Consider the following 4,236-nt stretch of genomic DNA (forward strand, 5'->3'; position numbering starts at 1 on the left):
TGAAATGGGGCGAAAGTCTGTGGACTCTGTGTAAGACAGTACATGGTTTTTTAACTGTGGTATGCGACGGTGGTGGAAGCAGAAACTTAAATCGTGAGGTTTAGGAATCGCCGCACTTTTAGGGCGGCGAGGATGTCAAGAACTAAACGTTACTGATTGCACTAATCCCCCTTGAGTTTACGCCATAGTGACCGCCTCCCACTGCGATCGCCATTTCCTTCCCTGTGATCAACTTTGACGCTTACGTTTGAAACTCACACCAATGGCGATCGCCTGTCAGAGCCGATGAGTTGATGACTGGTGAATGGGGGAACTCGATTTAAGAATCCCCCCCATTAATTTAGACAAAGAAACTATTGACCGCAATAGTACCGAGCGCCGGTAAAGTACCCGTTAACCCAGTCAGATTAATCACCAAATCATTAGCACTTTGGAAACCCGCCGTACCGTCGTTGATAATTAGGTAAGTAGAAGAACTATTGTCCCGCACTAAAACAGCACTGTTAATTCCGAGAGCTTGATTTCCGGCTGTTGCGCCATTAGCATCGGTAAAGACGTTAGTAACAATGGTGTTAATATTGGTCGTGGTGCTATCTGCGGCCCGGGTAAAAGCGACAGGGGCATTAATGGCCCCACCAGCTTGACTAAGCAGGTCAATCTTATCATCACCAATGGCAAAATCCGTAACTCGGTCTAGGGCTGCTGCGGTGGACTGACCAAACTGGAAGATGAAGATGTCTGTCCCCGTCCCACCGGTTAAAGTATCGATTCCAGCAGCACCATTGAGGGTATCGTTACCTTCATTACCCGTTAAGATGTTATTACCACTATTACCTGTCAGAATGTTATTGAGGTTGTTGCCTGTACCATTGAGGTTAGCGGTTCCCGTAAGAGTGAGATTCTCCACGTTATCGGTTAGGGTGTAGGAAATGGAAGCTTGCACGGTATCAGTTCCCTCATTGAGGTTTTCTGTAACTATATCCCCCGTATTATCTACGGTGTAAGTATCATTTCCCAGACCACCAATCATTGTATCTGCACCAGCTTTTCCATCAAGGCTATCATTACCAGCTAAACCTGTCAGGATGTTATTACCACTATTACCTGTCAGAATGTTATTGAGGTTATTTCCTGTACCATTGAGGTTAGCGGTTCCCGTAAGAGTAAGATTTTCAACGTTATCGGTTAGGGTGTAGGAAATGGCAGCTTGCACGGTATCGGTTCCCTGGTTGAGAGCTTCAATGACCAAATCCCCGGCGTTATTTACCGTATAAATATCATTTCCGGCTAATCCAGTCAAGGCATCTGCTCCAGAGGTTCCCGCAAGGGTGTCGGGGCCAGAAGTACCGATAAAGTCATCATTATTGATGGTTCCCGTGGCAGTAGCGGTGGTAATAGTAGCGCCGTTGGTGGCATTGGAGAGGGTGACGGTAAAGTTTTCATTCGGTTCTACCGTTGTATCTCCCTGAACGTCAACAGTAATCACTTTTGAGGTTTCCCCCGTCGCAAAACTTACTACCCCACTGGGTAACACTCCCCCAACAAAATCAGTGGCATTAGCAGGATTGCTGCCGCTGCCGGTAACTGCCCAGTTGACGTTATTGCTTCCCGTGGTATTAACCGCACGAGTGACGGTGAAGGTGAAGGCTTTACTGCCACTGTTGCCCTCGGTTTGACTGGCACTGGTGGCGGCAATAGCGAGGGTGGGGATTGCTACATCATCATTTTGAATGGTTCCCGTGGCAGTAGCGGTGGTAATAGTAGCACCGTTGGTGGCATTGGAGAGGGTGACAGTAAAGGTTTCGTTCAGTTCTACCGTTGTATCTCCCTGAACGTTAACAGTAATTACTTTTGAGGTTTCCCCCGCTGCAAAACTCACGGTTCCTGATGGTAACACTCCTCCGACAAAATCAGTGGCATTGGCGGGATTGCTGCCGCTGCCGGTAACTGCCCAGTTGACGTTATTGCTTCCGGTGGTGTTATCCGCACGAGTGACGGTGAAAGTAAAGGCTTTACTGCCACTGTTGCCCTCGGTTTGACTGGCACTGGTGGCGGCAATGGCGAGGGTGGGAACTGTGGGACCACCCACATTTAAGGCCCACAATTCCTGACCGTTAACGCCGTCATAGGCCTGGAAGAACAGGGTGTTGCCCACCGCCGTTAGAGAGAAGGGGTAGGAGCCATAGGAACCGGGACGGATGTCGCCCACCAGAACCGTACCGGCCGCCGTGCCGTCACTCTGCCACAATTCCTCACCGTTCACGCCGTCATAGGCACTGAAGAACAGGGTGCTGCCCACTACTCTCAGGTTTTGGGGGTTGGAGCTAGAGGCACCGGGGCGGATATCTTTGACCAAAACCGTGCCGGCTGCCGTGCCGTCGCTTTTCCACAATTCAGTACCGTTCACGCTGTCAAAGGCCTGGAAGAACAGGGTGTTGCCCACCACCGTTAGAAGGATGGGGTAGGAGCCAAACGAACCGGGGCGGATGTCTTTGACCAGAACCGTGCCGGCCGCCGTGCCGTCGCTCTTCCACAATTCCCGACCGTTCACGCCGTCCCCGGCAGTGAAGAACAGGGTGTTGCCCACCGCCGTTAGATAGTAGGGGCTGGAGCCCCCCGAACCGAGGCGGATGTCTTTGACCAAAACCGTACCCGCCGCCGTGCCGTCGCTTTTCCACAATTCAGTACCGTTCACGCCGTCAAAGGCCTGGAAGAACAGGGTGTTGCCCACCGCCGTTAGATTGCGGGGGTCGGAGGAGGAGAGATAGGAACCGGGGTTGATATCTTTGACCAAAACTGTACCGGCCGTCGTGCCGTCGCTTTTCCACAATTCATAACCGTTCACGCCGTCATTGGCCCGGAAGAAGAGGGTGTTGCCCACTGCCGTTAGATAGCGGGGGGAGTTGAAGTAGGCGACCAGAACTGTACCGGCCGCCGTGCCGTCGCTCTTCCACAACCCCCGACCGTTCTCGCCGTCATAGGCCTGGAAGAACAGGGTGTTGCCCACCGCCGTTAGATAGGGGGAGAAGTCACCGAAGCTGATGTCGGCGACCAAAACCGTACCGGAGGCCGTGCCGTCGCTTTTCCACAATTCAATATCGTTGCCGTCATAGGCCTGGAAGAACAGGGTGTTGCCCACCGCCGTTAGAAAGCCGGGGTAGGAGCCAACGGAACCGGGGTTGATATCTTTAACTAAAAAAGGAGTTGACATGATTTTTTCCTGAATAAAGGGTGAAAATTAAACAGTTAAGTAGTCGTGCAAAATAAATTTCCTAGTGAAGATAGGCAAGGAGCAAGGGGGGGGTTAGATTTGTGTCATTAATTTTGCTTAGGTACTTAAGCTGGCAAAGAAGGGTATATCTGGCTGAAAAACCCCAGATGTCTGCAACTCCGACAAATCTAAGGTTTCAACAGTGGTAAAAAAGCGGATATTTGTTCGATTCCGTCTTGATTGGCAGAGAGAATAACGGTGGCGACTTCTGGAATTACCCCAGCTTGGAGACTTTGATAATCGCTAACACCAGCATCGAGGAAAACTACGGACTGGTTGAGATTGGTTTGGCGAGACATAATACAAGGGTTCCTGGTGAGTGGTGTAGGGTGGGCATTGCCCACAAGCTGCTTTAATATTATTTATTCAGCCGAGTCAGCCTGTTTTCCGCAACCGCAGCCAGTCTAGGTTAGGCTTGAAGACTGTCAAACCATCAATTAATCGTTTCTACCATCTTGAGAGCGTTTTTTTCTACCGTCAATAGAATATAAAATATGCTTATTTTTTTTTTTTTTTTTTTCATCAGGTTTATTCATGAATCAGAGAAAATCAAATTAAATTCGGTGCGGTTAAACGCTGATTTCTCACACTATCCACCTGATTAGCTTGAACAAAGCCATCAGATTGAGCAAAATTGCACAAAACATCGTCAACAGCAGGAAAGCTCGGCAACAGGGTAGAAGTCATGACACTGACCGCAAAAGATTAATGCGACTATTTTGTGCAAAGAATCGCCAATTTTTCAAGGGGGATATAACAAAAATTTACAGAAAACGGGTTTCTTAAAGGAGAAACCCGTTTTCTAAATAGGTTCTCAAAGAAACCCGTTTTCTAGATATTGATTTTTGCCAAAGACTGCTTAAATTCTGCGAGAGAATTAGCGGTAGCTGCTAATTTAACAATCTCTTGTAATGTAGATAGTACCGAAACTTTATTCAGGTATTGTTCCACATCTAAAGGAACTT

Annotated in this window: 2 protein-coding genes and 1 pseudogene; all 3 read right to left on the minus strand. The window is 48.9% G+C overall.

All coding sequences use genetic code 11. The annotated features are described in order from the left end of the window. Window positions 1–340 precede the first annotated feature (340 nt). Window positions 341–3,211 carry an ELWxxDGT repeat protein gene (locus O9332_RS21055; protein ID WP_288027249.1) on the minus strand — a complete coding sequence of 957 codons (2,871 nt, stop codon included), beginning with the start codon at window positions 3,209–3,211 and terminating at the stop codon, window positions 341–343. Window positions 3,212–3,399: 188 nt separating this feature from the next. Beyond that, window positions 3,400–3,546, minus strand: a pseudogene (locus tag O9332_RS21060) (DUF4347 domain-containing protein); the annotation flags it as partial. Window positions 3,547–3,820: 274 nt separating this feature from the next. After that, on the minus strand, window positions 3,821–3,958 hold the full coding sequence (locus O9332_RS21065) for a hypothetical protein (RefSeq protein ID WP_002764279.1): 138 nt from the start codon (window positions 3,956–3,958) through the stop codon (window positions 3,821–3,823). Window positions 3,959–4,236: the final 278 nt, after the last annotated feature.

Origin of the sequence: Microcystis sp. LE19-10.1B (assembly GCF_027530565.1) — a bacterium.
Classification (GTDB): domain Bacteria; phylum Cyanobacteriota; class Cyanobacteriia; order Cyanobacteriales; family Microcystaceae; genus Microcystis; species Microcystis aeruginosa.

What these genes read in the sequence shown, in the direction of transcription:
- O9332_RS21055 (WP_288027249.1), bottom strand. Translation starts at nt 3,211, where the DNA reads ATGTCAACTCCTTTTTTAGTTAAAGATATCAACCCCGGTTCCGTTGGC.
- O9332_RS21065 (WP_002764279.1), bottom strand. Translation starts at nt 3,958, where the DNA reads ATGACTTCTACCCTGTTGCCGAGCTTTCCTGCTGTTGACGATGTTTTG.